The sequence below is a fragment of the Vescimonas fastidiosa genome, from assembly GCF_018326305.1.
GTDB classification, from domain to species: domain Bacteria; phylum Bacillota; class Clostridia; order Oscillospirales; family Oscillospiraceae; genus Vescimonas; species Vescimonas fastidiosa.
Genome location: NZ_AP023416.1, coordinates 680,242 through 705,561, shown reverse-complemented (window position 1 = coordinate 705,561; position 25,320 = coordinate 680,242). Strand labels below are relative to the sequence as shown.

30 protein-coding genes and 1 riboswitch are annotated in these 25,320 nt (G+C 58.7%); of the genes, 11 read left to right on the top strand and 19 right to left on the bottom strand.

What is annotated here, in order from left to right; translation table 11 throughout:
* The first annotated feature begins 41 nt into the window (after positions 1–41).
* On the top strand, positions 42–578 hold the full coding sequence (locus KI236_RS10740; protein ID WP_212821751.1) for a hypothetical protein: 537 nt from the start codon (positions 42–44) through the stop codon (positions 576–578).
* A gap of 359 nt (positions 579–937) precedes the next feature.
* Here KI236_RS10740 and rpmA read toward each other — a convergent pair whose 3' ends face one another.
* The 5 genes from rpmA to mtnN form a co-directional block, all read right to left on the bottom strand.
* Complete coding sequence (rpmA, locus tag KI236_RS10735; RefSeq protein WP_212821750.1) at positions 938–1,219, bottom strand: 50S ribosomal protein L27; 282 nt, start codon at positions 1,217–1,219, stop codon at positions 938–940.
* Positions 1,220–1,265: 46 nt separating this feature from the next.
* Positions 1,266–1,595 (bottom strand): ribosomal-processing cysteine protease Prp, encoded by a 330-nt coding sequence (locus KI236_RS10730; RefSeq protein ID WP_212821749.1) that lies wholly within the window; start codon positions 1,593–1,595, stop codon positions 1,266–1,268.
* A gap of 6 nt (positions 1,596–1,601) precedes the next feature.
* A complete protein-coding gene (gene rplU / locus KI236_RS10725) occupies positions 1,602–1,913 on the bottom strand; it encodes a 50S ribosomal protein L21 (RefSeq protein WP_022135013.1) in 312 nt (103 codons plus the stop codon).
* 147 nt (positions 1,914–2,060) lie between these two features.
* Positions 2,061–2,528 (bottom strand): S-ribosylhomocysteine lyase, encoded by a 468-nt coding sequence (locus tag KI236_RS10720; protein WP_212821747.1) that lies wholly within the window; start codon positions 2,526–2,528, stop codon positions 2,061–2,063.
* Positions 2,528–3,202: a 5'-methylthioadenosine/S-adenosylhomocysteine nucleosidase gene (mtnN, locus tag KI236_RS10715; protein WP_022136310.1), complete on the bottom strand. Its 675-nt coding sequence runs from the start codon at positions 3,200–3,202 to the stop codon at positions 2,528–2,530. Before mtnN ends, KI236_RS10720 begins: the two co-directional genes overlap by 1 nt.
* A gap of 134 nt (positions 3,203–3,336) precedes the next feature.
* Here mtnN and KI236_RS10710 point away from each other — a divergent pair, with 134 nt between their 5' ends.
* The 3 genes from KI236_RS10710 (at position 3,337) to KI236_RS10700 (ending at position 5,232) form a co-directional block, all read left to right on the top strand.
* Positions 3,337–4,491, top strand: a complete 1,155-nt coding sequence (locus KI236_RS10710; RefSeq protein WP_212821746.1) for a tRNA(Met) cytidine acetate ligase — start codon at positions 3,337–3,339, stop codon at positions 4,489–4,491.
* A gap of 34 nt (positions 4,492–4,525) precedes the next feature.
* On the top strand, positions 4,526–4,822 hold the full coding sequence (locus tag KI236_RS10705; RefSeq protein WP_212821745.1) for a hypothetical protein: 297 nt from the start codon (positions 4,526–4,528) through the stop codon (positions 4,820–4,822).
* A gap of 104 nt (positions 4,823–4,926) precedes the next feature.
* Positions 4,927–5,232, top strand: coding sequence for a hypothetical protein (locus tag KI236_RS10700; RefSeq protein ID WP_228738148.1), 306 nt, complete (start codon positions 4,927–4,929; stop codon positions 5,230–5,232).
* 94 nt (positions 5,233–5,326) lie between these two features.
* Here the strand turns inward: KI236_RS10700 and KI236_RS10695 are convergent, their stop codons facing one another.
* The 9 genes from KI236_RS10695 to htpG all read right to left on the bottom strand — a co-directional run bounded on the left by KI236_RS10695 (position 5,327) and on the right by htpG (position 14,238).
* Entirely contained in the window at positions 5,327–5,860 is a 534-nt protein-coding gene (locus tag KI236_RS10695) for a hypothetical protein (protein WP_212821741.1), read from the bottom strand.
* A 76-nt stretch (positions 5,861–5,936) separates the two neighbouring features.
* Complete coding sequence (locus KI236_RS10690; protein ID WP_212821740.1) at positions 5,937–6,314, bottom strand: RidA family protein; 378 nt, start codon at positions 6,312–6,314, stop codon at positions 5,937–5,939.
* Positions 6,315–6,472: 158 nt separating this feature from the next.
* The gene (locus KI236_RS10685; RefSeq protein ID WP_212821739.1) at positions 6,473–6,691 is read right to left on the bottom strand and encodes a hypothetical protein; all 219 of its coding nucleotides are present in this window, start codon (positions 6,689–6,691) and stop codon (positions 6,473–6,475) included.
* 366 nt (positions 6,692–7,057) lie between these two features.
* On the bottom strand, positions 7,058–8,260 hold the full coding sequence (tuf, locus tag KI236_RS10680; protein WP_212821738.1) for an elongation factor Tu: 1,203 nt from the start codon (positions 8,258–8,260) through the stop codon (positions 7,058–7,060).
* Between the two features lie 110 nt (positions 8,261–8,370).
* A complete protein-coding gene (gene fusA / locus KI236_RS10675) occupies positions 8,371–10,476 on the bottom strand; it encodes an elongation factor G (RefSeq protein ID WP_212821737.1) in 2,106 nt (701 codons plus the stop codon).
* A gap of 33 nt (positions 10,477–10,509) precedes the next feature.
* A complete protein-coding gene (gene rpsG, locus KI236_RS10670; RefSeq protein ID WP_212821736.1) occupies positions 10,510–10,980 on the bottom strand; it encodes a 30S ribosomal protein S7 in 471 nt (156 codons plus the stop codon).
* Positions 10,981–11,106: 126 nt separating this feature from the next.
* Positions 11,107–11,523, bottom strand: coding sequence for a 30S ribosomal protein S12 (rpsL, locus tag KI236_RS10665; protein WP_212821733.1), 417 nt, complete (start codon positions 11,521–11,523; stop codon positions 11,107–11,109).
* Positions 11,524–11,615: 92 nt separating this feature from the next.
* Positions 11,616–11,864, bottom strand: coding sequence for a ribosomal L7Ae/L30e/S12e/Gadd45 family protein (locus KI236_RS10660; protein WP_212821731.1), 249 nt, complete (start codon positions 11,862–11,864; stop codon positions 11,616–11,618).
* A gap of 493 nt (positions 11,865–12,357) precedes the next feature.
* Positions 12,358–14,238, bottom strand: a complete 1,881-nt coding sequence (htpG, locus tag KI236_RS10655; protein ID WP_212821729.1) for a molecular chaperone HtpG — start codon at positions 14,236–14,238, stop codon at positions 12,358–12,360.
* 248 nt (positions 14,239–14,486) lie between these two features.
* On the opposite strand from htpG, the gene KI236_RS10650 reads away from it, so the two are divergent.
* The 5 genes from KI236_RS10650 to KI236_RS10630 all read left to right on the top strand — a co-directional run bounded on the left by KI236_RS10650 (position 14,487) and on the right by KI236_RS10630 (position 18,303).
* The gene (locus KI236_RS10650; RefSeq protein WP_212821727.1) at positions 14,487–15,140 is read left to right on the top strand and encodes an acyltransferase; all 654 of its coding nucleotides are present in this window, start codon (positions 14,487–14,489) and stop codon (positions 15,138–15,140) included.
* A gap of 366 nt (positions 15,141–15,506) precedes the next feature.
* A riboswitch (M-box (ykoK) riboswitch) is annotated at positions 15,507–15,668 on the top strand.
* A gap of 98 nt (positions 15,669–15,766) precedes the next feature.
* Positions 15,767–17,164 (top strand): magnesium transporter, encoded by a 1,398-nt coding sequence (gene mgtE / locus KI236_RS10645; protein WP_212821725.1) that lies wholly within the window; start codon positions 15,767–15,769, stop codon positions 17,162–17,164.
* A gap of 171 nt (positions 17,165–17,335) precedes the next feature.
* On the top strand, positions 17,336–17,524 hold the full coding sequence (locus KI236_RS10640) for a DUF1540 domain-containing protein (RefSeq protein ID WP_212821724.1): 189 nt from the start codon (positions 17,336–17,338) through the stop codon (positions 17,522–17,524).
* Positions 17,525–17,581: 57 nt separating this feature from the next.
* Complete coding sequence (locus KI236_RS10635; protein ID WP_212821722.1) at positions 17,582–17,935, top strand: TSUP family transporter; 354 nt, start codon at positions 17,582–17,584, stop codon at positions 17,933–17,935.
* On the top strand, positions 17,932–18,303 hold the full coding sequence (locus tag KI236_RS10630) for a TSUP family transporter (protein ID WP_212821718.1): 372 nt from the start codon (positions 17,932–17,934) through the stop codon (positions 18,301–18,303). Before KI236_RS10635 ends, KI236_RS10630 begins: the two co-directional genes overlap by 4 nt.
* 354 nt (positions 18,304–18,657) lie before the next feature.
* Here the strand turns inward: KI236_RS10630 and KI236_RS10625 are convergent, their stop codons facing one another.
* The 5 genes from KI236_RS10625 to KI236_RS10605 form a co-directional block, all read right to left on the bottom strand.
* Complete coding sequence (locus KI236_RS10625; protein WP_212821716.1) at positions 18,658–19,947, bottom strand: S1C family serine protease; 1,290 nt, start codon at positions 19,945–19,947, stop codon at positions 18,658–18,660.
* Complete coding sequence (locus KI236_RS10620; RefSeq protein WP_212821714.1) at positions 19,944–21,416, bottom strand: sensor histidine kinase; 1,473 nt, start codon at positions 21,414–21,416, stop codon at positions 19,944–19,946. The genes KI236_RS10625 and KI236_RS10620 overlap by 4 nt, the downstream gene beginning before the upstream one ends.
* 2 nt (positions 21,417–21,418) lie before the next feature.
* Positions 21,419–22,099 (bottom strand): response regulator transcription factor, encoded by a 681-nt coding sequence (locus KI236_RS10615; protein ID WP_212821712.1) that lies wholly within the window; start codon positions 22,097–22,099, stop codon positions 21,419–21,421.
* Positions 22,100–22,215: 116 nt separating this feature from the next.
* Positions 22,216–23,199: a stage II sporulation protein D gene (gene spoIID, locus KI236_RS10610; protein ID WP_212821710.1), complete on the bottom strand. Its 984-nt coding sequence runs from the start codon at positions 23,197–23,199 to the stop codon at positions 22,216–22,218.
* 594 nt (positions 23,200–23,793) lie between these two features.
* Complete coding sequence (locus KI236_RS10605) at positions 23,794–24,243, bottom strand: nucleoside deaminase (RefSeq protein WP_212821709.1); 450 nt, start codon at positions 24,241–24,243, stop codon at positions 23,794–23,796.
* 105 nt (positions 24,244–24,348) lie between these two features.
* Here KI236_RS10605 and KI236_RS10600 point away from each other — a divergent pair, with 105 nt between their 5' ends.
* Together KI236_RS10600 and KI236_RS10595 are read left to right on the top strand one after the other, a co-directional pair.
* A complete protein-coding gene (locus tag KI236_RS10600) occupies positions 24,349–24,654 on the top strand; it encodes a DUF2508 family protein (RefSeq protein ID WP_212821708.1) in 306 nt (101 codons plus the stop codon).
* Positions 24,642–24,908, top strand: coding sequence for a pro-sigmaK processing inhibitor BofA family protein (locus tag KI236_RS10595; RefSeq protein ID WP_212821707.1), 267 nt, complete (start codon positions 24,642–24,644; stop codon positions 24,906–24,908). Before KI236_RS10600 ends, KI236_RS10595 begins: the two co-directional genes overlap by 13 nt.
* Positions 24,909–25,320 lie beyond the last annotated feature (412 nt).

The window sequence follows — 25,320 nt, the reverse complement described above, 5'->3', positions numbered from 1 at the left end:
GTCGCCCTGCAGACTGAGGCATTTTTTGAAAGGAGAACACTATGTACGACTACGCTCTTTACGGCTCCTCCCTAAACACCCTGGGGACCCTGGGCCTTATCGCACTGGTGCTGGCCATCGTGGCCACGGTGCTGGCCTTCATTTTTATCGTTCCCGCCAAGCGTCGGGACCAGATGGGGAAATTTGGTAAATTTCTCCATGACACCTGCAACTTCAAGTATCTTATCATCGAGAAAATTTTGCAGGCTCTGTATATTTTCGCCACGGCACTGACCATTCTCATCGGCTTCTTCATGCTCTTCTGCACTGACTGGAACGGCTGGATGGGCGGCAAGGGCATCCTGCTCATGATCCTGGGCCCCATTGGCGTACGGGTGACCTATGAGCTGCTGATGATGGCGGTGCTGGCGGTGAAGAACATCATCTCCATCAACAACAAGCTCCGCAACCAAAACGGGGATGCAGCGGCTCCGGACATCTTCTCCCCCGATATGAGCAACCTCAAGGACGCCTTCGGAAAGAAGGAAGCCCCCGTCCAGGCAGCCCCGGCGGCTCCGCAGGAGAATGACGCACAGTAACCTCATTGCAAGCTGCATAAGAGCGGCCCTCCGGTGAACGCCGGAGGGCCGGTTTTTTCGATAGAATGGAAAACGGAATCAGCGGCAGGACACGCGGGCCCTGCCCTACAAAATCAAATCATACAATGTAGGGCGGGCCCTATGTGTCCCGCCGCCCAGTTGCACACGCCTCTCCGTAGGGGCCGATGCTTACATCGGCCCGCCCACCGCACTCCTTGCAACATATCCGTAGGGGCGGGGTTCTACCCCGCCCGCGGGAGGGGCAGAGCCCCTCCCCTACGCACACCTACACCGGGCGCCCGCCGACATCCGATAAAAAAACTCCTCCGACTACTGCCGGAGGAGTTTTTATAAGCAAATTACTCGGCGGGGTAAACAGAGACCTGCTTACGATCCTTGCCCAGACGCTCGAAACGGACAACACCGTCAGCCTTGGCAAAGAGGGTATCGTCGGTGCCGATGCCCACATTCTTGCCGGGGTGAATGTGCGTGCCGCGCTGACGCACCAGGATGTTGCCGGACAGAACGAACTGACCGTCAGCACGCTTGGGGCCCAGGCGCTTGGACTCGGAATCACGGCCATTCTTGGTGGAGCCCATACCTTTTTTATGAGCGAAGAATTGCAGACCGATATACAGCATAATTCAGTACCATCCTTTCTATAAGATGATTGCGGAGAACAGGAGGTCACTCCTCCATTACTTCGATGTTTTCGGGGTATTCGTCGTGAAGCTGAGTAAGATACACCATGAGCCCCGTCAGCAGATTTTGGCAGGTACTCTCCGCCGGGGCGGACAGGCCGCCGGGCAGACGAAAGATGATCTTGGCGTCCTTTTCCCGGACCTTAACCGAGGCGCACAGGCCCATCACATCATTGACGGTGCTCTCCACCAGACGGATGGCGCTGGTTACGGCGGCACAGACGATGTCCGCGCCCTCGTCTCCCCAGCCGCTGTGCCCCTGGACATCAAAGCCCACGATGCGGGACTGCTCCACAAGGAATGAAACGGTGGTCATACGCTCTTAGAAAGTGATTTTGCCGATCTCAACCTTGGTGTAAGGCTGACGATGGCCCTGGCGTTTGCGATAACCCTTTTTGGGGGTGTACTTGAAGATACGGATCTTCTTGCCCTTGCCGTTCTTCACGACGGTGGCGTCCACCTTAGCGCCCTCCACCACGGGAGTGCCGAACTTGGTGTTCTCCCCATCTACGATGGCCAGAACCTGATCGAAGACCACGGCGTCGCCGGCGTTGACATCCAGCTTCTCAATGAACAGAGTGTCACCCTCAGAAACATTGTACTGCTTGCCACCGGTCACGATGATTGCCTGCATACTTGTTGCACCTACCTTTCCTTTATTACGGACTCGCTGTCGGGGGCGGCCTGCACGGGGCAGACGCTTATAACCCATTCAAAGCGGCTTATATAGTTTAGCAAACTTTTGGTAGTCTGTCAACCGATTTTGGGAACTTTTTCGGTATTATTTTGCGGGATAAACCAGCATTTCCTCCGTCCAGGAGGCAATCAGGTCACGATACCGGGCGCAGCAGGCCCGACCCTCCTCCACACTGAGGTTCCGGTAGTTTCCACACTCGGCGGCGGAGCAGCCGGGCATAGGCCCGTCATATTCCGCGGCCCGGGCAAAAACCGCCTGCAATAGGGCGATGGCCTGACTATTCGTAAGCTTATCCCCGTCAAAGAGGAAGTAAAAGCCCGTCTGGCAGCCCATGGGGCCGAAGTAGACCACCGCATCCCGGCTTTGGGAGTTGCGCAGGAGGGTGGCGATGAGATGCTCCACGGAGTGCATTTGGCTGTTTGAAAGCAGGTCGCCGGTGTTGGGCTTCTTAAAGCGCAGGTCAAAGGTCACCACATTCCCGTCCCGCCGGGAGAGATACAGCCCCGGCTCCAGCACGGTGTGGTCCACGGTAAAGCTGGCTATACGCTCCATCACTCCGCCTCCAGATTGTCGATGAATTTCATGGCCACGCCGTTTAATTCCCGGATGGCCTCGGGGAAGTTAAAGAAGAAGTCGTGGTGCTCCAGCACACAGTCGCTGACGGACTTCAGGGAGAGGAACGGCACGCCGTTTCGGTAACACACCTGGGCCACGGCGCCCCCCTCCATCTCGCACAGCAAGGGGTGGAAGGTGTCGTAGATCCAGTGGCTGCGGGGGGTGTCGGTGGCGAACCAGTCGCCGGTGGCCACCAGCCCCGTGCGATAGGGCAGGCCCGTCTTATCCATGGCGGCCCGGGCCTTCTCGGGCCAGGCGGTGGGGAACTCCACCTTATTCACCGTGGACACCAGGCCCACAGGGTCGCCCAGGGCGGAGGTGTCGGAGTCGTGCTGCACGAAGCCCGTGGCCAGCACCAGGGTGCCAATGGGCACATTTTCAAAGCACCCGGCCACGCCCACATTCAGCACCACATCCGGGGCGTAGCGGCTGAGGAGCAGCTGGGTGGACATGGCGGCGTTCACCTTGCCCACGCCTCCGGCGCAGGCCACCACATTTTCCCGAATCTGATAAAAGGAGGCACCGGATACCTTTTCTATAAGGTGGGCGTTTTCGTTTTTCAGCAGGCTCTCAATTTCGCCATCCATAGCGTACATCATGCCTATTTTCATGGAGGGGAACTCCTTTCGGTTGCAAATTTAATTGTATTGTACCTTTTTTTGTGTCGGATTGCAACAGGCCGTTGCCCAAAGCAGAAAAATAGGGTAAAATGGAATGAAAATAAGTATGCAAAGGAGGGACGGCCATGGACGCAGTGGGCGTTGTTTGTGAATTTGACCCCCTGCACCGGGGACATGAGGCGCTGCTGCGCCGGGTCGGTGCGTCGGGGCGGCCGGTGGTGTGCGCCATGAGCGGCAACTTCACCCAGCGAGGCAGCCCGGCCTGCGCGGAAAAATTCGTCCGGGCGGAGATGGCCGTCCGATGCGGAGCCGACCTGGTGGCGGAGCTGCCCACCCCTTGGGCCATGGCCACGGCGGAAAAATTTGCCGACGGCGGTGTAGGCCTGCTCTCTCTCTGCGGCGTGAAAACCCTCTGTTTCGGCAGCGAGTGCGGGGACATAGACGCCCTGTGGACGGCGGCGGAGGTCCTGCTGCGGGAGGATATACACCGGGCCATCCGGGCAGAAATGAACGAGGGCCTTTCTTACGCCGCCGCCCGGCAAGGGGTGCTGGAGCGGGAGGCCGGATGCGGCGGGCTCCTGGCCCAGCCCAACAACACCCTGGCCGTGGAATATCTCAAGGCCATACGCCGCCGGGGCCTTGCCGCAGATGCAATTACGGTGCGCCGGGAGGACGGCGGCCACCACGGGGCTGCCTCGGCCTCCCGAATTCGGGCGCTGCTGGCAGCGGGACAGGCGGCGGACGCTTTCGCCCTGATGCCACCGGCAGCGGCGGACATCCTGGACCGGGAGATAAAAAAGGGCCTGGCCCCGGCGGACCCGGCCCGGCTGGAGGCGGCTATGCTTGCCCGGCTGCGGCTGATGAGTGAAACCGACTTCGCCCCCTATGACGGCGGCAGTGAAGGGCTTTACCGTCGGGTGTATCGGGCGGTGCAGGCGGGGGTCAGTCTGGGGGACATTCTCACCCGGGCCACCACCAAGCGCTACCCCACCGCCCGGGTGCGGCGGATGCTGTGGGCGGCGTTTCTAAACCTGGAGCCGCCCTCGGCGGAGGTCCCCTATATCCGGGTTCTGGCCGCCACGGAGGCAGGCCGCAAGCTCCTGCGGCAAATGCAGGATAGCGGTGTGCCCGTGCTGACCAAGGCGGCGGATGTAGGGCGCTTAGGCCCCGCCGCCCAGGCCCTTTTCACCCGGGAGGCCCGGCGGACGGATGTTTACACCCTGGCCGCCTCTCCCCTCCCCTGCGGCAGTGACTGGAGAAAAACACCGGTAATGGTGTGAGGAACGAGAGATAACAAACTGAGGAGGATTCAGAATGAAAAATGTACTGCTGAGCGCCGACGGCCCCCTTTCCGTCTACTCCGTCCCCGATGATGTGGCGGATAGTTTGTGGGAATACTGCCTGGAGTTTATAGATTGGCTCCACTATAGCCCGGATGCGGAGGCTTATGTGCGAGATACAAGCGCCGGACCCATCATTTGCTTTGACGAAAGTGATTTCATCGACTACCTCAACCAGTATGTTTACCAGGAGCAGTCCACGCTGGTGGCGGCCCTTTCTTCCATGACCCCGCCCGAAGAATACAAGTATCTGCCCCACTTCAACTTTTGACGCGCAGCATATCCGCATAAAAAATAAGGGAGCCTTCCGGCTCCCTGTCATTGCTGAAAAATTTTGCAGAGGTGTTCTATATGCTAAAACACGAGTTTGGGATCATGCCGAAAGCTCCTAAACCGGGCAAAAGGTATGACAAATACGAGCCGCAGAAATATGACTGCATTTCTGTGGACGACGCCTATTTGCAGGAGGTCACCGATAGGCTCATCGCCATTGATTTTTATTGGCACACCCTGTCCGTCAGGGGCCGGGGGCTTGCATACTGCGGCATTACGCTGATTCCCCCCGATTCACTGAAAGTATTTGCAGATGTCGTTACCGACATTCCCCAACTGCGCGAGTTGGCAGAGCTGCTTAAGAAAGCAGCCCGTGAAAGCAAATGGGTCATTCATTTTGGAATCTAATTGCCATTTTAATTTCAAATCCCAAAGCAAAAGCGGAGCCGTTTCGGAAGGAAGCGGCTCCGCTTTTGCTCTTTTTTATAAATTATCTCCCGCCTCATTCAAAAAACGACCATATCGTTTCATAAAGGGCGTCGGTGTTTTTCAGGGCGGTGTCCAGGGGTTCGCCGGTGATGTAAGAGGACTGCGCATGGTCCGAGGGGTAGAGGGTGATCACCGCATAGGCGCCCTTTATCACCAGGCCGGGCTCCAAGGGTTCCTCGGTGATATAAGAAGCCTGGTCCTGGCCCGAGGGGTAGAGGGTCATGGTCGCATGGGTCCCCTGGGCGACAACATGGATAGAGCAGGCCCGATCGCTGGGCTCTATGTAGTTTCTGCCCTTGTACAGACCCTTATACTGGATGGCCGACAGGGCCGTGATAATTTTCTCCAGCTCCGCCGGGTCCGTCACTGTAATGCTCTCTGCGTCTCCAAAAATATACAGGCTGACCTCCATTTTCTCTGCGTGGGCTACGGACTCAGTGATGAACTGGACCTCTCTTTTTGCCGCGATCTCGCGGCTGGCCACCGCCCCCACTGCCAGCGCCAAAACGACCAGCCCGATGCGCATAGCCAGAGTCAACTTTTTCATGTTATCCTCCCTCTCCCCCATATTTATTTATAAAAAACGGAGGGGGCTGCAGGGCTCCCTCCGTTTTCCTTTTTCATCACTTAACGCAGATGCACTCGATCTCCACCAGGCCGCCCTTGGGCAGAGCGCCCACCTCCACGGCGGAACGGGCGGGGTAACTGCCCTGGGTGAAAAACTCGGCGTAGACGGCGTTCATGGCGGCAAAGTCGCTCATGTGCTGCAAAAACACAGTGGTCTTGATGACGCTGTCCATGGTCAGTCCGGCCTGGGCCAGAATTGCCTTCACATTCTCCAGGGCACAGCGGGTCTGGGCCTCGATGCCCTGGGCCAGCTCACCGGTGGTGGGGTCCAGGCCCAGCTGGCCGGAGGTAATAAGTACGCTGCCGCCGTCCACAGCCTGGGCGTAGGGGCCAATGGCCGCGGGAGCGTTGGGGGTGTCGATGATCTTCTTCATAGTCGGGTTCCTCCTGTTTTTATGCGCGGCAAAGCCGCTGCGGCGTATTCTTATGCCCTTATTTATAGCACATATTTTCCCCCTTGGCAAGCCCTCCGAAGGCCCATACAGGCGGGCCGAAGTGCAAAAGGGCCGCACTCGAAGATGCGGCCCGAGCGTCAGGAATCTTTTTCCAAATCGTCCTTGGTGAGCTTGCGGTTTTTCCACTGGGCAGGCAGACCCGGGCCGATGAGGGGAAAGAGGTTTTCCGTGTCGGCAGTGGCCTGGATATTGTAGGTGCCCCAGCCATTGATGATATCGCGGATAGTCTCCGGGGGTGCGTGAAAGGCATGGACATCCGGGGTGGCATCATGGGGCAGCTTGCGTTTTTCGCTCATAAATCATCGCCTCCGAGGTTAGGTTGCGCGGAGGAGCAGAATTTATGCGCTAAGGACGAGGGTTACGGATTGCCACAGCCAGTGTGCGCACTGGCTTCGCAATGACACCGACAATAAGCGAGGCGCCCCCCCACAAAAAGCCTCGCAGAGTTTGCCGCCCGCAGGCGGCAAAAATTGAGATCATTTTTCACCGCGACATGCGCGTGGGGAAAAATACCGCTCAGGCTGCCAGTGTGGAATTTTGGCGCCCTGCGCCAAAATTATGCGCGCAGCAGACTGCAAGCCCCTTAACGGAAAAATTTTCAATTTTTCCGTTAAATTAAAAAAGGCTGTCCCGAAGGACAGCCTTTTTGAAATTGGGGGAAATTACTCCTCGATGTCGATAACAACGCCGGAACCCACGGTACGGCCACCCTCACGGATAGCGAAACGCAGACCGTTCTCAATGGCGATGGGGGTGATCAGCTCAACCTTCATGTCCACATTGTCGCCGGGCATGCACATCTCGGTGCCCTCGGGCAGGGTGATGACGCCGGTAACATCGGTGGTACGGAAGTAGAACTGGGGACGATAGTTATTGAAGAAGGGGGTGTGACGGCCACCCTCGTCCTTGGTCAGAACATAGACCTGGCCGGTGAACTTGGTGTGGGGATGAATGGAGCCGGGAGCGGACAGAACCTGGCCGCGCTCGATCTCGGTCTTAGCAACACCACGCAGCAGAGCGCCGATGTTGTCGCCGGCCTCAGCGTAGTCCAGCAGCTTGTGGAACATCTCGATACCGGTAACGACGGTCTCGCGCTTCTCGTCCTGCAGGCCGACGATCTCGACCTTCTCGTTCAGCTTCAGCACGCCACGCTCCACACGGCCGGTAGCCACGGTGCCGCGGCCGGAGATGGTGAACACATCCTCCACGGGCATCAGGAAGGGCATATCCTCCTTGCGGTCGGGGGTGGGGATCCAGGTATCAACAGCGTCCATGAGCTCCTTGATGCAGGCATACTCGGGAGCGTTGGGATCGGTGGACTCGGAAACCAGGGCGTTCAGAGCGCTGCCGCGGATGATGGGGGTGTCATCGCCGGGGAAGCCATAGAAGTCCAGCAGCTCGCGAACTTCCATCTCAACCAGCTCCAGCAGCTCCTCGTCGTCAACCTGATCGCACTTGTTCAGGAACACCAGCACGGAGGGCACGTTCACCTGACGGGCCAGCAGCAGGTGCTCACGAGTCTGAGCCATGGGGCCGTCGGAGGCAGCGATGACCAGGATAGCGCCGTCCATCTGAGCAGCACCGGTGATCATGTTCTTGATATAGTCGGCGTGGCCCGGGCAGTCCACATGGGCATAGTGACGCTTAGCGGTCTCATACTCCACATGGGCGGTGTTGATGGTGATACCACGCTCGCGCTCTTCGGGAGCCTTGTCGATGGAAGAGTAGTCGGTGTACTCAGCGCCGCCCTGCATAGCCAGGTACTTGGTGATGGCAGCGGTCAGAGTGGTCTTGCCGTGGTCGATGTGACCGATGGTGCCGATGTTAACATGGGGCTTAGTTCTCTCAAATTTCTGCTTAGCCATTTGAAAAAATCCTCCTTAACAATTTGTGTATTGATTTTTATTTTGCAATGTCTGACACTAACATTGCTATTTTACAGTATTTTCGGCAGAAAAGCAATCCTTAATTAGAATTATTCGCTTTTGCCGGTGTGCTTGCTCACCAGCTTCTCCTGCAGGCTCTTGGGCAGCTCCACATAGTGGCTGGGCTCCATGGTGTACTGACCGCGGCCCTGGGTGCGGGAGCGCAGGTTGGTGGCATAGCCGAACATCTCGGACAGGGGCACGAAGGCGTCGATCTGCTGGGCGCCGGAGCGCATCTCATAGCCCTGGATCTGGCCGCGGCGGGCATTGAGATCGCCGATGACATCGCCCATGTACTCGTCGGGTACGATGACGCACACCTTCATAATGGGCTCCAGCAGCACGGGGTCAGCCTCGCGCATAGCCTCCTTGAACGCCATGGAACCGGCGATCTTAAAGGCCATTTCGGAGGAGTCCACCTCGTGATAGGAGCCATCGTACAGAGTGACCTTCACATCCACGACGGGGTAGCCGGCCAACACGCCGGCCTGCATGGCGCCCTGGATACCGGCGTCCACAGCGGGGATAAACTCCTTGGGAATAGCGCCGCCTACCACGGCGTTGACAAACTCGTAGCCCTTGCCGGACTCGTTGGGCTCCAGGGTGATCTTCACATGACCGTACTGGCCGGAGCCGCCGCTCTGACGCTTGTACTTGGTCTCGTGGTTGACCTTCTTGCGCACCGTCTCCTTGTAAGCCACCTGGGGAGCGCCTACATTGGCCTCCACCTTGAACTCACGGAGCAGACGGTCCACGATGATCTCCAGGTGCAGCTCACCCATGCCGGCGATGATGGTCTGACCCGTTTCCTCGTCGGTGTAGGTGCGGAAGGTGGGGTCCTCCTCGGCAAGCTTTGCCAGGGCAATGCCCATCTTCTCCTGACCGGCCTTGGTCTTGGGCTCGATGGCCACGCGGATCACGGGCTCGGGGAACTCCATAGACTCCAGGATAATGGGGTGCTTTTCATCGCACAGGGTATCGCCGGTGGTGGTGTTCTTCAGACCTACCACGGCGGCGATGTCGCCGGAATAGACCGTTTCCAGATCCTCACGGTGGTTGGCGTGCATCTGCAGCAGACGGCCCACACGCTCGCGCTTACCCTTGGTGGCGTTGAGCACGGCGGAGCCGGTGTTCAGCGTGCCGGAGTAGACACGGAAGAAGCAGAGCCGGCCCACATAGGGATCGGTCATGATCTTAAAGGCCAGGGCGGAGAAGGGTTCATCATCGGAGGGATGACGGTCCTCCTCCTCGTCGGTCTTGGGGTTGGTGCCCTTAATAGCAGGGACATCGGTGGGGGCGGGCATATAGTCCACAATGGCATCCAGCAGCTTCTGAACGCCCTTATTGCGGTAGGAAGAGCCGCAGACCACAGGCACCATCTCCACGGCCACGGTGGCCTGGCGGATGGCCTTGCGGATCTTATCCGTGGGGATCTCCTGACCCTCCAGATACATCTCCATGATCTCATCATCGAACATGGACACGGCATCCAGCAGCTTTTCCCGATACTGGGTGGCCAGATCCATCATGTCCTCGGGGATGGGCTCCACGCGCATATCCTTGCCCAGCTGATCGTAATACATATCGGCATTCATTTCCACCAGGTCGATGATACCCTTGAAGGTATCCTCCTTCCCTATGGGAAGCTGAATGGGCACGGCGTTGCACTTGAGACGGTCATGCACCATGTCCAGGACATGGTAGAAGTCCGCGCCGGTGATGTCCATTTTGTTCACATAGATCATCCGGGGCACATGGTAGTGGTCAGCCTGACGCCACACGGTCTCAGACTGGGGCTCCACGCCGCCCTTGGCGCACATAACCGTAACAGAGCCGTCCAGCACACGCAGAGAACGCTCCACCTCCACAGTGAAGTCCACATGGCCCGGCGTGTCGATGATGTTGATACGGGTCTGGGGGAACTGATCCTTGGAGCCCTTCCAATAGCAGGTGGTTGCAGCGGAGGTGATGGTGATACCACGCTCCTGCTCCTGCTCCATCCAGTCCATGGTGGCCGTACCCTCATGGGTCTCGCCAATTTTGTAATTGACGCCCGTGTAGTACAAGATACGCTCAGTAGTGGTGGTCTTTCCTGCATCAATGTGGGCCATGATGCCGATATTTCTTGTATTGTCCAGTGTAACCTTTCTCGGCATACCGTTCTCCTTTTTCTAACGATTCTGCTCCGATTACCAACGGAAGTGGGCGAATGCCTTGTTGGATTCGGCCATCTTGTGGGTATCTTCGCGTTTCTTGACTGCGCTGCCGGTATTGTTGGCAGCATCCATAATCTCGCCTGCCAGGCGCTCAGCCATGGTGCGCTCGCTGCGGGCGCGGGAATATGCGGTCAGCCAGCGCAGACCCAGGGTCTGACGACGGGCGGGACGCACCTCCATGGGGACCTGATAGGTGGCACCGCCCACACGGCGGGCCTTAACCTCGAGGCTGGGCATAATGTTTTCCATAGCCTCGGTGAAAACTTCCAGGGGCTCCTTATCGGTCTTTTCCTTGATGATGTCAAAGGCACCATACACGACCTTCTGAGCCACGCCCTTCTTACCGTCCAGCATGATGCTGTTGACAAGCTTGGTCACCAGCACGGAGCCGTACATAGGATCGGGCAAAATTTCTCTCTTGGGAACATTACCTCTTCTGGGCACTTTGCTTCCCTCCTTCATAAGAATATGATTTCATAGGTACTCAGCGGCGCTTTCACCGCTGTACGGCCTGCCAAAGAGGTAATACATATATAAAAACCTTTTCGGCAAAGCTCAATTCAGATGTGCTTACTTGCTCTTGGGACGCTTGGCGCCGTACTTGGAGCGAGCCTGCATACGGCCATTGACACCCTGGGTATCCAGCGTACCACGGATGATGTGGTAACGGACGCCGGGCAGGTCCTTTACACGGCCGCCGCGGATCATGACCACGGAGTGCTCCTGCAGAGAGTGACCCACGCCGGGAATGTAAGCGGTGACCTCGTAGCCGTTGGTCAGACGCACACGGGCGATCTTCCGCAGAGCGGAGTTAGGCTTCTTGGGGGTAGCAGTTCTCACGGCGGTGCAGACGCCACGCTTCTGAGGAGCGGAAAGATCGGTTTCCTTGTTCTTCAGAGTGTTCAGGCCCTTCTGCATAGCGGGAGAATTGGACTTGTAGGTCGTCTGCTTTCTGCCCTGCTTGACCAGCTGATTAAAGGTAGGCATACTATATTTCTCCTTTCTATAGAATAGGTTTGGGAGCATAGCTCCCTTTATTTTCCACGGAATAACGGAAAATTATTCCGACCGGAAACCCATTAGGGACTCTTTAATTCCGCCGCGGCGGCGCAGCCCACCTCAATGCGGCAGGCGCGGCCCAGCCGGGCCATGGTGAGCTCCCGATCCACGGGAATGCCGGACTGCCGGCATAGCTGCAGGATCGGCTCGGTGCGCGCAGGATCGGCGTCCTTGGCCAAAAACACACGCTCCGCCCGACCGGCCAGCACGGCCTTCTGGGTTTGGCGCAGGCCGGTGACCCTTCGCCCCGGGCTGTGTGCTTCCTCCACGCAGGTCCCTCCTGTTTGTGCATAACAAAATCCGCAGGATGCTACCCACGCAAGTTAGAATTATAGCATAGCCTTGAAAATGCGTCAAGAGCAATCGGCGGATTTTTTTGTATATTTCACTGAAATTTCTTGACCGTTTCCGGTGAAATTGGCAAAAGGCCTCTCCGCAGCCCCCGATGCGGAAAAAGTCCCGAGGTCCTGTGACCTCGGGACACCGTGTGTTAAAAAAGCCTCGCAGAGTTTGCCGCCCGCAGGCGGCAAAGAAATAAAATCATTTTCTCTCGCGACATGTGCGTGAGAGAAAATACCTCTCGGGCTGCCAGTGTGGAATTTGTCCGTCACAGACGGACAAATTATGCGCGCAGCAGACCGCAAGCCTTTTGTCGGAAAAACCCGGAGGGTTTTTCGACAGTCTCAGGCCCGAGGTCCTGCGACCTCGGGACACCGGGTGTTAAAACGCCTGCGTGCCGAAAAAATCTTTTCGCCGACCCGCTCAGCTCCACAGGGAGCATACCAGGTCTGTATACCCGGACGGGTCCGCCAGGGGCAGGCCCGCAATGAGCAGCGCCTGGTTATACAGCACCTCCGCGTACTTCTTGGCAAGCTCCGGATCGGTAGCCCGGACGCTCTCCAGCTTCAGAAAGGCCGGGTGGGCCACATTCACCTCCAAAATGCGCTTGGCCTTCATGGACAGCTCCGGCTGCACCGCCTGGAAATACTTCTCCATTTCAAAGGTCAGGCCGTCGCCGCTGGTCATGCACACCGGGTGGCTCTTGAGCTTCTGCGATGCCTTCACCTCGTCCACCCGGTCCCCCAGGGTCTCCTTGATGAACGCCAGGCACTCCTTGTCGCTCTCGCTCTCCTGGGGCTTGGGCTCGTCCTCCAGGCCCAGGTCGCCGTCCACGGCGGAGCGGAACTCCTTGCCGTCGTAGGTGCGCAGGCTGTCCGCCAGGAACTCGTCCGCCCGGTCGGTGCAGTAGAGGATCTCCGTGCCCCGCTCCTTCAAAAGCTCCGTCTGGGGCAGGCTGTCGATTGCCTCCAGGGTGTCCCCGGCGGCATAATAAATATACTTCTGGCTCTCGGGCATACGGTCTGCATACTCCCGGAGGGTTACGAGCTTCTTCTCCGTAGAGGAGTAGAACAGCAGCAGCTCCTGGAGGCTCTCCCGCTTTTCGCCGAACTGGTTCAGCACGCCCACCTTCAGGGCCCGGCCAAAGTTCTCATAGAACTTCTCGTAGCCCGCCCGGTCGTCGGAGAGCATCTTCTTCAGCTCAGAAATGATCTTCTTTTCCAGGTTGGAGGAGATGATCTTCAGCTGTCTGTCGTGCTGCAAAAGCTCTCGGGAGATATTCAGGCTCAGGTCCGGAGAGTCTACCACGCCCCGGACGAAGCTGAAATACTCCGGCAGCAGCTCCTGACAGTGGTCCATGATCATGACCCCCGCGGAGTAGAGCTGCAGGCCCGGCTTAAAGTCCTGGGTGTAGTACAGATTCGGCACCTTAGAGGGGAGGAACAGCAGGGCCTTGTAGGTCACCGCGCCCTCGGCGGACACGGAGATAACGCTCTGGGGCGGGGCCATCTCGCCGAAGCGCTGCTGGTAAAATTCGTCGTACTCCTCCTTGGTGACCTCGCTCTTTTTCCGCTGCCACAGGGGCACCATGCTGTTGAGGGTCTCCCACTCATACACCGTCTCATACTCAGGCTTATCGTCGGGGCTGTCGGGCTTTTTCACCGAATGGGGCAGGAGCATTTTAATGGGGAAGCGGATGTAGTCGGAGTATTTTTTCACCAGGCTCTTAATGGTCCAGTCCTCCAAATAGCGGCTGAATTCCCCGGCCTCCTCGCCGTCCTCTTTGATGTGCATGATGATGTCCGTGCCTACGGCGTCCCGCTCCGCCTCGGTAACGGTGTAGCCCTCCGCGCCGGAGGACTCCCACTTCCAGGCCTGGGTCTCGCCGTATTTCTTCGTCACCACGGTGATGTGGTCGGCCACCATGAAGGCCGAGTAAAAGCCCACGCCGAACTGGCCGATGATGTCGGTATCCGCGTCCTCGCTCTGCTCCCGGCGGAACTTATAGCTGCCGCTGGAGGCGATGACGCCCAGGTTGTTCTCCAGCTCGTCCGCGCTCATGCCGATGCCGTTGTCGCTGACGGTGAGGGTACGGGCATCCTTGTCCACCGAAATGGTAATGGCAAAGTCACCCCGGTTCAGCCCCACCTTATCGTCTGTCAGGGACAGATAGCAGAGCTTATCAATGGCGTCCGAGGCGTTGGAAATGATCTCCCGCAGGAAGATCTCCTTATGGGTGTAGATGGAGTTCACCATCAGGTCCAGCAGCCGCTTGGACTCGGCCTTGAATTGCTTTTTGCGCATGAAAAACGCTCCCTTCGTGTAAAAAGAGATGCCCACGCATCTCACTTGACTATTATTGACCATATTGTAACGCATCAAATTTCAAATGTAAATGCCCACCCTGTAAACAATTTTTGAACATATTTACAAAAGCCGGCGGGGGTGCTACAATGGCACCATGCAAAATCCCATGGCATTGTGCGGGCGCAGCGCACCCGCGGCAATCCGTTTTATCCAAACATACACTATAATAATACAAGGAGAACATCATGCTGACTATAAAAGACCTGTTCGACCTGGATCACACCATCGCCAAGGACTATCTCGCCCAATTCACCTACCCCTGGGAGGCCCTGGCGGGCATAAAGGACTTCATCCTCTCCGTGGGCCCCACTCTGGAGGACTACGACGAGGTTTCCCCCCAGGTCTGGGTGCATAAAACCGCCACCGTGGCCCCCACCGCCTTCCTGGGCGGCCCCTGCATCATCGGCCCGGAGACGGAGGTGCGCCACTGTGCCTTCATCCGGGGCAGCGCCCTGGTGGGGGCCGGCTGCGTGGTGGGCAACTCCGTGGAGCTGAAAAATGTCATCCTCTTCGACGGTGTACAGACCCCCCATTATAACTATGTAGGCGATTCCATCCTGGGCTATAAGTCTCACATGGGCGCCGGGTCCATCACCTCCAATGTAAAGAGCGACAAGCTGCCGGTGGTGGTCCGCTGCGGCGATGAGCGCATAGACACCGGCCGCAAAAAGGTGGGCGCCATGCTGGGCGACTTTGTGGAGGTGGGCTGCAACAGCGTCCTGAACCCCGGTTCCGTTATCGGCCGCCACAGCATCATCTATCCCACCTCCTGCGTCCGGGGCGTGCTGGCCGAAAACAGCATTCACAAAAACGACGGCACCGTTCTCTCCCGGAAATAATCCATCCGCCTGTCCGGGCGGGGCTCTGCCCCGCCCGGACGCACGATCAATACCCCAACGCACCGCTCGGGCAGAGTCGTCCGCCCCTACACCCCCCTACAATCGCCCCTGCAACTTTTCCCCTGACTCGCCTCACAAAAAGGGTTGACAGCGGCATTTTTTTGGCATACTATTAACACATTAAAGGCCTCGCAGAGTTTGCCGCCCGCAGGCGGCAAAAATTGAGATCATTTTTCACCGCGACATGCGCGTGGGGAAAAATACCTCTCAGACTGCAAGTGTGGAATTTTTGCGCTCTGCGTAAAAATTATGCGCGCAGCAGGCTGCATGCCTTTTGGCAGAAAAAACGAAGTTTTTTCGCCAGTTATAATATTCCGGTAGGTAAGGCTACCGCAGGGATACGGACTGCTGCCGCGAAGTGGTGGAGACACCATAAGATGGTTTGAACAGGCGATATCGAAACCAAGGTATCATCTAATGCAGTTTCATTGCCCCGCGATGCTAAAGCTTGTTACGGTGGACAATAGCCCGCGTCACACTCTGTATGGCGCACTTTTCCGCAGCGGCCCGCCTCACCCGGAGCCCGGCTGCGGCTTTTATTTTTTGCAGAAAAGGAGGAGCTAACCATGTTCGACCGCGAAGAAGAATTGGACCGCTATTTGGATGAAATTAAGGACATGCTGCGACGAAAGCAATACGCCGCCGTCCGAGACCTGCTCCTCCCCTTGGAGCCGCCGGACATCGCCATGCTTTTGGAGGAAGCCGGTGAGGAGTTCATGCCCCTGCTGTACCGGCTGCTGCCCAAGGAGCTGGCGGCAGAGGTGTTCGTGGAGCTGGAGTCCGACAGCCAGGAAATGCTCATCAACGGCTTCTCCAACACGGAGCTGAAGGAAGTGCTGGACGAGCTGTACCTGGACGATGCCGTGGACATTGTGGAGGAGATGCCCGCCAGCGTTGTCATCCGTATTCTGGATAAGGCCACCCCGGAAATGCGCAAGTCCATCAACGAAATGCTGCAGTATCCCGAGGACTCCGCCGGCTCCATTATGAATGTGGAGTACCTGAGTCTGAAAAAGGATATGACCGTGGCGGACGCCTTCAAGCGCATTCGCCGTATCGGCGGCGAGCTGGAGACCATCAACATCCTGTATGTCACCGATCCCACCCGCCACCTGCAGGGCGTGCTGTCTGTCCGGGACCTGCTTCTGGCCGACGAGGATGACCGCATTGAGGAGATCATGGACCCCAATGTGGTCTCCGTCACCACCCTGGACGACAAGGAAGATGTGGCCCAGGCCATGAGCAAGTACGACTATCTTGCCATGCCTGTGGTGGACCAGGAAAACCGCCTCATCGGTATCGTTACCGTAGACGATGCCATGGATGTTATGGAAGAGGAGACCACAGAGGACTTCGAGAAGATGGCGGCTATGCTGCCCTCGGACAAGCCGTATCTGAAAACCTCCATTTACTCCACCTGGAAGGCCCGTATCCCCTGGCTGATGGTGCTGATGCTCTCGGCCACCTTCACCGGCCTCATTCTCAACCATTACGAGAGCAAGCTGGCGGCCTGCCTGGTGCTCAACGCCTATATCCCTATGCTCTCCGGCACCGGCGGTAACTCCGGCACCCAGGCCAGCGTGGCGGTGATCCGCGCCCTGAGCCTGGACGAGGTGGACTTCTCCGACCTGCTGCAGGTGCTGTGGAAGGAGCTGCGGGTGTCGTTTTTGTGCGGCGTATGTCTGGCGTCGGCCAATTTTGTGAAAATGCTGCTGGTGGACCGTATGCTTTTGGGTAATGACGCCGTGACCATCACCGTCTGCACAGTGGTGTGCCTGACGATTTTGTTCGTGGTTATCTTCGCCAAATGTGTGGGCTGCGCCCTGCCCCTGCTGGCGGAAAAGGTGGGCCTGGACCCGGCTGTGATGGCCTCTCCCTTCATCAGTACCATTGTAGACGCCACCAGCTTGCTGATCTATTTTGCCCTGGCGTCGGCGTTTATCCCCGCACTGCACACTATGTAACTTGCCGGCAAAAGCCTGTCATTGCGAATCAGTGACTGATGTCGCAGGTTCGCAATCCGTAACCCCGTCCCGTATCCATCTATCAAAATTTTCTTCGCATATTTTCCCCCATACGATGCAAAATAAGCTCAGGCTTCGTGCCTGAGTTTATTTTTTTGGAGGAAGAACACCATGTCCAATTGTACCAACGACGGGTGCGCCTGCACCCCCAACTCCGCCATCAAGTGTACCGTCACCAGCTGCGCCCATCACTGCAGCGAGGTGAATAACTGCGGCCTGCGCTCCATTCAGATCGGCACCCACGAGAGCCATCCCTCCATGGATCAGTGCACCGACTGCAAGAGCTTCCAGAAGCTGTAAAGGCGCATCCCCTCACAGCTTTAGGGCCGTGAGGGGCTACATAAAGGGGGCAGGAGCATGAATAAAAGGTGGAAATACGGTCTCAGCGGCGCGGCGGCGGGGCTGGTGAGCGGTCTGTTTGGCGGAGGCGGCGGCACGGTGCTGGTGCCCCTGCTGACCGGCTGGTGCAAAATGGAGCAGAAGCGGGCCTTTGCCAACTGCGTGGCGGTGATCTTTCCTCTGTGTGCCCTGTCGGCGGTGATCTACCTGCTGCGCACGGGCCTGCGGCTGGTCACGGCCCTGCCGTACCTGGTGGGCGGCCTGGCCGGTGGCTTTGTGGGCGGCAAGCTCTTCGGCAAGGTATCCGCCCCCTGGCTGCGGCGGATTTTCGGCGTATTTTTGGTCTACGGCGGGGTGCGGTATCTGCTGTGAGGGACTTTTTTCTTCCCGCCCTGGTCGGATTTTTTACGGGCATTCTCTCCGCCTGGGGCATCGGCGGCGGCACCCTTTTGCTGCTGGTGATGACCCTGTTTCTGGGGGTAGACCAGCTCTCCGCCCAGGGCATCAACCTGCTTTATTTTCTTCCCACGGCGGCCATGGCCTTGGCGGAGCATAAGAAAAACGGCCTGTTGGAGCCGTCCCTGCTCCGCAGCGCCATTCCCTGGGCCTTGCCCGTCACCGCCCTCGCCGCCTGGGCCGCCACCGCCGTGGATGTGGAGGCGCTGAAAAAGCCTTTCGGCGTATTTCTTCTGGTGTCCGGGCTTTATACCGTTTTCAGTAAGCCGCCGAAAAGCAAATGATCCCCGGGCGGACAGAGTCGTCCGCCCCTACGCGCCATCAAGAACCCGCCGCCCCCCCTTGCAACCCCTCCGTAGGGGCCGATGCCTACATCGGCCCGACCGGTTTTTTCCCGCACCCACGGCAGGGCACACGGGCCCTGCCCTACAAGGTGTTGTGTTATCGGGCCCGGGCGGGCAGAGTCGTCCGCCCCTACAAATCCGCAACAGGCGGGGCGATGTGGGCATCGCCCCCTACGAAATTCTATCATTCATCGGTGCGTAGGGGCGACCCTTGCGGTTGCACGCCGCACAACGCAAAAAGGACGGACCAGGCGGTCCGTCCTTTTTTACATAACCGGTTTCCAACCGGTTTCGTCACTTCGTTGCCGTCAGGGTCACCTGGCAGTGGATCTCCTCCCCGTTTCGCAGCAGGGTCAGGTCCACGGTGTCCCCCACCCGAAGCTGCCGCCGGTAGTCCATCAGATCCCAGTTGTTGTGAATGGCGCAGTCGTCCGCCGCCACCAGTATGTCCCCGGGCTGCACCCCGGCCGCCTGGGCGGGCAGGCCCTCCTCCACGGAGTGAATGGACACATAGGACTCTCCGCTCTCGTCATACTCGGTCATAATGGTGAAGCCAAAGGTAGGCATCCCCGCATACTCGCCGGTGGCCAAAATGTCGTTGACCACATAGGACACCTGGGAGGTGGGCAGCGCAAAGCCCAGCCCCTCCACCGTGGCCTCGGCCCCGGTCCCGGACTGGCTCATTTTCATGGTCACGATGCCGATGACCTGGCCATAGGCGTTTATAAGGGGCCCGCCGGAGTTGCCGTTATTCACGGCGGCGTTGGTCTGGAGCATGGTCAGGGTCTTGCCGTCCATCTCCATCTGCCGCTCCAGGCCCGAGAGGATCCCCGAGGTGAAGGTCCCCCGCAGGCTCAGGTTCAGGGGATTGCCGATGGCATACACCGTCTCGCCCACCATGCAGTAGTCCGAGTCGCAGAATTCCGCCGGGGTCAGGCCCTCTGCGTCCACCGCCTTCAAAACGGCGATGTCCTGGCCCGCGTCATAGCCCACCAGCTTCGCCTCATAGGTATCGCCGGTGTCCAGGGCCATAATGCAGGAGGTGGTGCCCGACACCACATGGGCATTGGTGAGGAAATATCCGTCGGCGGTGAGCAGGACGCCGGTGCCCATAAAGTTCTTGCCTGTGGCGTCGGTGGCCAGCACCGTCACCGTAGAGGGACTCATTTTTTGAAATACATCCACCGCCGTCAAGGCCTGCTCCCCGGGGGCCACCAGGTTCAGCCGCACCTCCGGGGCCGGGTCCGCAGCGGGGATATGGCACCCGTCATCGCTGGAAATATCCACGATGCTCCCGGCGTGATTGTCGTCCGCACCCGTATCGTCGGAGCCCAGCAGATTCACCAGCAGCGCCGTCACGCCGATGATAACCGCCAAAACCGCCGCCAAAATTACGAAAATGGTCCGTCCCTTTTTCTTCTTTTTCACCGGTGCAGCCTCCGCCCGGGGGCGCACACTCTCCGGCAGGGGCCGGGGCTGCACATAGTAGCGCACCACTTCCTCCCCCTTTTCCGGGGGCACATACCAGGACACGACCTCTCGGCCCTCCTGCTCCCGGTGCGTCAAGTTGTTTTCATCCATCATTGCTCCTGCTCCTCCCCGTAGGCGCGGGCGCCGTCGGCCATCTGCACGGTAAAGCTAAAGGCCGTTACGCCGTTTTCACTGGTCACGGTGATTTTTTCTTTGTGTTGATTGAGAATGGTTTTCACCACATATAGCCCCAGTCCGTAGCCGTCCTTGTCCACGCTCCGGGACTTATCCGACTTATGGAACCGCTCGAAAAGCAGCGGTATCTCCTGGGCAGGAATGGTGTTGCCGGTGTTGCGCACGGTGACCACCGCCTTCTCCCCCCGGCAAGCCAGGCCCAGGTACAGGGTGGACCCGGGTGCGGCGAACTTGGTGGCGTTTTCCAGCAAATTGTACACCACCTGGGTAATCAGCTCGTTATCCCCCCGGACCATCACCGAGTCCTCCGGGATGTCCGCCTCCACATCCAGGCCCCGGTCGTTGATCTTCTGCTCCATGCTCAGCAGCGCGATGCGCATACTCTCGCACAGGTCGAAGTCCTCCTTGTGCATCTCCTGGGACTGGATCTGTGAGATGTCCAGCATCCGCCGCACCAGGCGGCTGAGCCGGTGGCTCTCATCGGAAATGATCTGCAGGTACCGCCGCTCATCCTTCTGGGGAATGGTCCCGTCCAGGATGCCGTCGGTGTAGCCGGCAATGGAGGTCATAGGCGTTTTCAGCTCGTGGGAAATATTGGCGATAAAGTCCCGGCGCTGGCGCTCCGTCTCGGAGAGGGAGTCGGCCATCATGTTAAAGGAGCGGGCCAGCTCGCCTATTTCGTCGCCCCGGCCCTCGTCCTCAATGCGTATGTCAAAGTTCCCGGCGGCGTAGGCCCGGGTACCCCGGACCATCTCCTTGATGGGCTGAATTTGCCGCATGGACATAAAGGAGCTGGCCACAAAGGCAATGAGCAGCACCACGGCGGAGATCATAAAGAACAGCCCCGTAAACGACCGCCACAGCCGCATGAGCTGGCTGGCGTCGATCATGGCCAGCACCATGCCCACCACCTGGCCCTCTGCCGACCTAACCGGCAGACCCACCGCAAATTGCCGCAGCTTATAAAGCCCCGACAGGGTGGTGTTGCCCTCGAAGCCGTTTTCGTTTTCCAGGATCTGCGTCCGTATCTCCTCCGGCAGGCGGATGCTCTTTCCGGCCAAGGCATTGTCGGTGGTGAGCATGGCCTGTCCGTTTTCATCGCAGATGAGGAAGTTTACCTCCGTCATCATGCTGGCCACCCCCGCCATGCGGCTGAGGCTGCTGTCCACCTCCTGGTCCGCCTCACTGGCGGCCAGGTAGTCTGCGGTCATTTGGGCAATGACCTGGGCCCGGGTCTGCATCTCCTCTCGCTTTTCCCTCACCAGATAGTTGTAGCTCAAGGCGTAAAAGGACGCCCCCAGCAGCAGCAGCGTCAGCAGCAGGATGCCCGCAATGAGGCTGAACTGCTGCCAGTACAGACTGCGAAAGCGTTTTTTCAGTTCCTTCATCGTTACTTCACTTCAAACTTGTAGCCCACGCCCCACACGGTTTTCAGCGCCCACTGGTCAGACACATTTTCTACCTTTTCCCGCAGGCGCTTGATGTGTACATCCACGGTGCGGCTGTCGCCGAAGTAGTCAAAGCCCCACACCTCGTCCAGAAGCTGGTTGCGGGTGTAGACCCGGTTGGGCGTGGAGGCCAGGTGATACAGCAGCTCCAGCTCCTTGGGGGGCGTGTCCACCTTTTTCCCGTCCACGATCAGCTCATAGCTGTCCAGATTGATAATGAGCTTGTCGAACACCAGCTTTTTCTTGGTGTCGTCGGGGATCTCGCTGCGGCGCAGCACGGCGTTGATACGGGCCATCAGCTCCTTCATCTCAAAGGGCTTGACGATATAGTCGTCCGCGCCCATTTCAAGGCCAGTGATGCGGTCGTTCACCTCGCTTTTGGCGGTGAGCATGATGATGGGCACCTTGCTGGTCTCGCGTATCTTACTGCAGACGGCCCAGCCGTCCATCACCGGGAGCATGATGTCCAGCAGCACCAGGTCCGGCGCCTGCTTTTCAAACTCCTCAATGGCCTTGCCGCCGTCATAAGCGCTGCGAACCTCAAAGCCCTCCTTTTCCATGTACATCCGGATCAGATCGGATATGTTGCGGTCGTCCTCAACCACCAAAATATTGCGTGCCATGGAGGCTCCTCCTTTGTTTCCGCCGGGGGCGGTCTTTTTTTCTATTATACCGGGAAAGCCCCTGCTTTCCTGAACATTTTGTGAATACTTACTTTAATTAGTGTATTATAGCATAACTATTTCCAGGTTTCAATAGACACGCCCCGGTAATACCACCGCAAAATTTCCTGCCAGCTCTTACCCTCCCGGGCCAGGGCATCGGCCCCGTACTGGCTCATGCCCACCCCGTGTCCGAAGCCTGTGACACGGAAGGTGATGTCCTCCTCCCCGCACTCCACCGTAAAGCACGCTGACCGCAGCCCCAGGATGCTCCGCAGCCGCGTCCCCCGGATGGGAACGCCTCCCACCGTGGCAGACTCCACCCGACCGGAGCTGTTTTTTTGCAGGTCCGTGACCCAGCCCTTGGCTGAGCCCTCCAGCACCGCCTCCGGCTCCTCGGCTAAGATCTTCTCCCGGAACTGCTCCGCCGTAAATGTGTTCACGCTGTAATAGTTGGGTACGCTCTCCGCCGTCTCCGGGCTCTTTACGCTCACCAGATACGGCAGGTCCGACACCCACGCATCCCCGCTCTTGGCCGTGATCCCTGCCGAGGAGGAGTGAAAGGCCGCCAGGATGGGCTTGCCCGCATAGAGCATCACCTGGCCGTCCGTTTCTTCTACAGATTGTAATATTTTTCGATCATATTCCTCAAAGTTATCGCCCCAGTTGCTTTTTGCCTGCTCCCGGGACACCCAGGCGTTGCAGCAGCGGTAATCCATACACACATCTGCGTCCGGGTGGGCCGCCTTGCGCCCGCCCTGCATGTGGTAATAAATGAAGGTCCGCTCCGCCACCGCCTGGGCCTTCAGGGCCTCCAGGGCAAAGGTGGCGGGCATCTCACCCCGCACCACCCCGGGAAGATACTCTGCCATGGTCATCTCCACGGTTTTCTCCCCGTCATACACCTGTAAAACAGACCGGCTGTCCGCCAGCGTCTCCCCGCCCGACTGCGCCGACGGCCCGGGCTCCTCTGCCTCTGCCGCCAGCCGGGGCGCCAGGAGCCATGCGCCTCCAAACAGCAGCACGACCCACAGCGCTCCCACCGCCAAGGCTTGTTTCATCGGTATCATCTCCTTCGGTGCTATCTCTATGCGCCCAAAGGAGAAAAAATGCCCCGCACGCCACCGCGCAAATTACAACCCACTCGTAGGGGACGATGATCCTGTTGCGGTGCCCAAAATTTTTGCGCTGCCTTACGGCGAACGCTTAAAATTTTGACCGCGGCCACTCGCTCACTTCGCTTCCTCTGCCACTGGCAGCGCTCAGTTCGCTCCCCACATCGGCCCGCCTTACCGCATCCCTTGCAACACATCCGTAGGGGTCGGCGTCCCCGACGACCCGTTTACCGCACCCCTTGATACGCTTCCGTAGGGCGGGGTGCCCTCACCCCGCCGCCCGTCAACCACCGCACCTACCCGGCAGGGCACGCGGGCCCTGCCCTACAAAAATAATGTAGGGCGGCACCCATGTGTGCCGCCGCCCGATAATCTCCCCGCCCCTTGCGGTGTCCCTAAAAAACCAAACGGCAGAGTACCCGAGGTCGGGTCCTCTGCCTATCTTGGTCAAAAGGAAGAATGATGAAAAAGTCTTGCTTGACTGTACCCATCATACCGAGAGGATATTAAAAAAGTTCGCAGCAAGTTATTAAAAAAGTATTAAATCTTCCGCAGCCGCCGGAAAAAATCCGTCAGCACACCCCGGCACTGCTCCTCCAGTATGCCCCCCACCAGGGCGGGCCGCTGGGGAAAGTCCTCCATAAACAGGTTCAGCACGCCTCCGCAGGCGCCCATCTCCCGGTCCCGGGCGCCGTAATACACCCTGGGGATCCGGGCATTGAGAATAGCCCCGGCGCACATGGGGCACGGCTCCAATGTCACATACAGGGTACACTCGTCCAGCCGCCAGGAGCCCAGCGCCTCATTGGCCTGCCGAATGGCCTCCATCTCCGCGTGGGACTGGGTGTGCTGCTTTTCCTCCCGGCGGTTGCGTCCCCGGCCCACCACTCGGTCTCCCTGCACGATAACGCAGCCCACGGGCACCTCGCCGCACTCCGCTGCCTCCCGGGCCAGGTCCAACGCCTGGCGCATATACCCTTCGTGGTCCATATAAGCTCTCCTTTTCTAAAAAAATCTTCGCCGCCGACTAAACCCCGGCATAATTGGCCAAACTGACAGTAAAATAAAACCAAGGCTTGTGCCGGGAGGAAGCATATGAAAAAACAACCTGTAAACGCCGAACACGATCTGCGCCTGCTGGAGCTGCGCCGGGAGCTCCGGGACACGGCCCGGGAGCTGCACTTCGCCTACGACCGCTTCAACTATGTCACCGACCCCGGTCTCATCGAGGCCGGTATCTACGACATCAACGCCCTGAAATCCCGCTATGACTTCCTGCTGCGCAAAATGAAGCTGGCACAGGGCCAGGCCGTGCCGTCCCGGTGCCCGGAGCCGCCGGCGGCAGAGCCCGCCTGTATGCCCGCCGGAAATGTGAAGGGAGGGCCCTCATGTCCGTCGTAGAAAAAATCGCCCTGGGCCTCACGCTGCTGTTTCTGGTGGTGGTGTGCCTGCGGCTGTTCGCCGCGCCGCTGAAGCTGGCGCTGAAGGTGGCGTTCAACTCCGCCCTGGGCTTCGGGGCGGTGTGGCTGCTGAATCTCACCACCTCTGTCACGGGGCTTTCCCTGGGGCTAAACTGGTTCAACGCCCTCCTCATCGGCATCCTGGGCCTGCCCGGCTTCGGCCTGCTGCTCCTGGTGCAGTGGGTGCTTACATAATATAGTGTATATGGTGTGTGCAAAGTGCTTGTAAATATGTCACTGCCAGGGTGCAGTGCGCCCGTGGCAATCCGCATCCCCCGTCCCCCAAGTCACGGCAAAGCCGTGACTTGGGGATTCTTTTTTCCACCGCACCGACAGGGCACGCGGGCCCTGCCCTACAAAGCGCTGCGTTATCAGGCCGGGCGGACAGGGTCGTCCGCCCCTACAAACCGTTCCGTAGGGGCCGGCGTCCCCGACGGCCCACTGTACCGCACTCCTTGTAACGCATCCGTAGGGGCCGATGATCCTGTTGCGGTGCCCAAAATTTCTGCGCTGCCTTACGGCGGACGCTGGAAATTTTGACCGCGGCCACTCGCTCACTTCGCTCCCTCTGCCACTGGCAGCGCTCAGTTCGCTCCCCACATCGGCC

Excerpts from the sequence above, each read along its gene's own strand:
- mgtE (WP_212821725.1), top strand. The coding sequence starts at position 15,767 with ATGTTCGACCGCGAAGAAGAATTGGACCGCTATTTGGATGAAATTAAG.
- KI236_RS10635 (WP_212821722.1), top strand. The coding sequence starts at position 17,582 with ATGAATAAAAGGTGGAAATACGGTCTCAGCGGCGCGGCGGCGGGGCTG.
- spoIID (WP_212821710.1), bottom strand. The coding sequence starts at position 23,199 with ATGAAACAAGCCTTGGCGGTGGGAGCGCTGTGGGTCGTGCTGCTGTTT.
- rpmA (WP_212821750.1), bottom strand. The coding sequence starts at position 1,219 with ATGCTGTATATCGGTCTGCAATTCTTCGCTCATAAAAAAGGTATGGGC.
- KI236_RS10730 (WP_212821749.1), bottom strand. The coding sequence starts at position 1,595 with ATGACCACCGTTTCATTCCTTGTGGAGCAGTCCCGCATCGTGGGCTTT.
- KI236_RS10685 (WP_212821739.1), bottom strand. The coding sequence starts at position 6,691 with ATGAGCGAAAAACGCAAGCTGCCCCATGATGCCACCCCGGATGTCCAT.
- KI236_RS10720 (WP_212821747.1), bottom strand. The coding sequence starts at position 2,528 with ATGGAGCGTATAGCCAGCTTTACCGTGGACCACACCGTGCTGGAGCCG.
- KI236_RS10700 (WP_228738148.1), top strand. The coding sequence starts at position 4,927 with ATGCCGAAAGCTCCTAAACCGGGCAAAAGGTATGACAAATACGAGCCG.
- KI236_RS10605 (WP_212821709.1), bottom strand. The coding sequence starts at position 24,243 with ATGGACCACGAAGGGTATATGCGCCAGGCGTTGGACCTGGCCCGGGAG.
- KI236_RS10705 (WP_212821745.1), top strand. The coding sequence starts at position 4,526 with ATGAAAAATGTACTGCTGAGCGCCGACGGCCCCCTTTCCGTCTACTCC.
- KI236_RS10690 (WP_212821740.1), bottom strand. The coding sequence starts at position 6,314 with ATGAAGAAGATCATCGACACCCCCAACGCTCCCGCGGCCATTGGCCCC.
- tuf (WP_212821738.1), bottom strand. The coding sequence starts at position 8,260 with ATGGCTAAGCAGAAATTTGAGAGAACTAAGCCCCATGTTAACATCGGC.
- KI236_RS10620 (WP_212821714.1), bottom strand. The coding sequence starts at position 21,416 with ATGAAGGAACTGAAAAAACGCTTTCGCAGTCTGTACTGGCAGCAGTTC.
- KI236_RS10740 (WP_212821751.1), top strand. The coding sequence starts at position 42 with ATGTACGACTACGCTCTTTACGGCTCCTCCCTAAACACCCTGGGGACC.
- mtnN (WP_022136310.1), bottom strand. The coding sequence starts at position 3,202 with ATGAAAATAGGCATGATGTACGCTATGGATGGCGAAATTGAGAGCCTG.
- rplU (WP_022135013.1), bottom strand. The coding sequence starts at position 1,913 with ATGCAGGCAATCATCGTGACCGGTGGCAAGCAGTACAATGTTTCTGAG.
- KI236_RS10615 (WP_212821712.1), bottom strand. The coding sequence starts at position 22,099 with ATGGCACGCAATATTTTGGTGGTTGAGGACGACCGCAACATATCCGAT.
- KI236_RS10710 (WP_212821746.1), top strand. The coding sequence starts at position 3,337 with ATGGACGCAGTGGGCGTTGTTTGTGAATTTGACCCCCTGCACCGGGGA.
- KI236_RS10695 (WP_212821741.1), bottom strand. The coding sequence starts at position 5,860 with ATGAAAAAGTTGACTCTGGCTATGCGCATCGGGCTGGTCGTTTTGGCG.
- KI236_RS10650 (WP_212821727.1), top strand. The coding sequence starts at position 14,487 with ATGCTGACTATAAAAGACCTGTTCGACCTGGATCACACCATCGCCAAG.
- KI236_RS10625 (WP_212821716.1), bottom strand. The coding sequence starts at position 19,947 with ATGATGGATGAAAACAACTTGACGCACCGGGAGCAGGAGGGCCGAGAG.
- htpG (WP_212821729.1), bottom strand. The coding sequence starts at position 14,238 with ATGCGCAAAAAGCAATTCAAGGCCGAGTCCAAGCGGCTGCTGGACCTG.
- KI236_RS10640 (WP_212821724.1), top strand. The coding sequence starts at position 17,336 with ATGTCCAATTGTACCAACGACGGGTGCGCCTGCACCCCCAACTCCGCC.
- KI236_RS10595 (WP_212821707.1), top strand. The coding sequence starts at position 24,642 with ATGTCCGTCGTAGAAAAAATCGCCCTGGGCCTCACGCTGCTGTTTCTG.
- fusA (WP_212821737.1), bottom strand. The coding sequence starts at position 10,476 with ATGCCGAGAAAGGTTACACTGGACAATACAAGAAATATCGGCATCATG.
- rpsL (WP_212821733.1), bottom strand. The coding sequence starts at position 11,523 with ATGCCTACCTTTAATCAGCTGGTCAAGCAGGGCAGAAAGCAGACGACC.
- KI236_RS10600 (WP_212821708.1), top strand. The coding sequence starts at position 24,349 with ATGAAAAAACAACCTGTAAACGCCGAACACGATCTGCGCCTGCTGGAG.